1 pseudogene is annotated in these 247 nt (G+C 70.4%); it reads left to right on the top strand.

The annotated features are described in order from the left end of the window. Positions 1-59: 59 nt before the first annotated feature. A pseudogene (gene gltD / locus FJ658_RS15450) lies at positions 60-247 on the top strand (glutamate synthase); the annotation flags it as partial.

Raw genomic sequence — 247 nt, 5'->3', positions numbered from 1 at the left:
CTCGACCCCGACGGCGAGGTCGTGTGGAGCCGCATCCTCGAAGTGACGGGGGGCTGACGATGGCCGACCCGAAGGGATTCCTCAAGGTCCAGGAGCGCGAGCTCCCCGCCCGGCGCCCCGTGCCCGTCCGCATCATGGACTGGAAAGAGGTCTACGAGTCGCAGGACTCCTCGCAGCTGCGACGCCAGGCCGGCCGCTGCATGGACTGCGGCGTGCCGTTCTGCCACCAGGGCTGCCCGCTCGGCAA

Source organism: Schumannella sp. 10F1B-5-1 (genome assembly GCF_006517535.1).
Classification (GTDB): Bacteria; Actinomycetota; Actinomycetes; order Actinomycetales; family Microbacteriaceae; genus Schumannella.
Note: the sequence above shows the minus strand (reverse complement) of the source record. Positions and strands in the feature narration are given on the sequence as shown.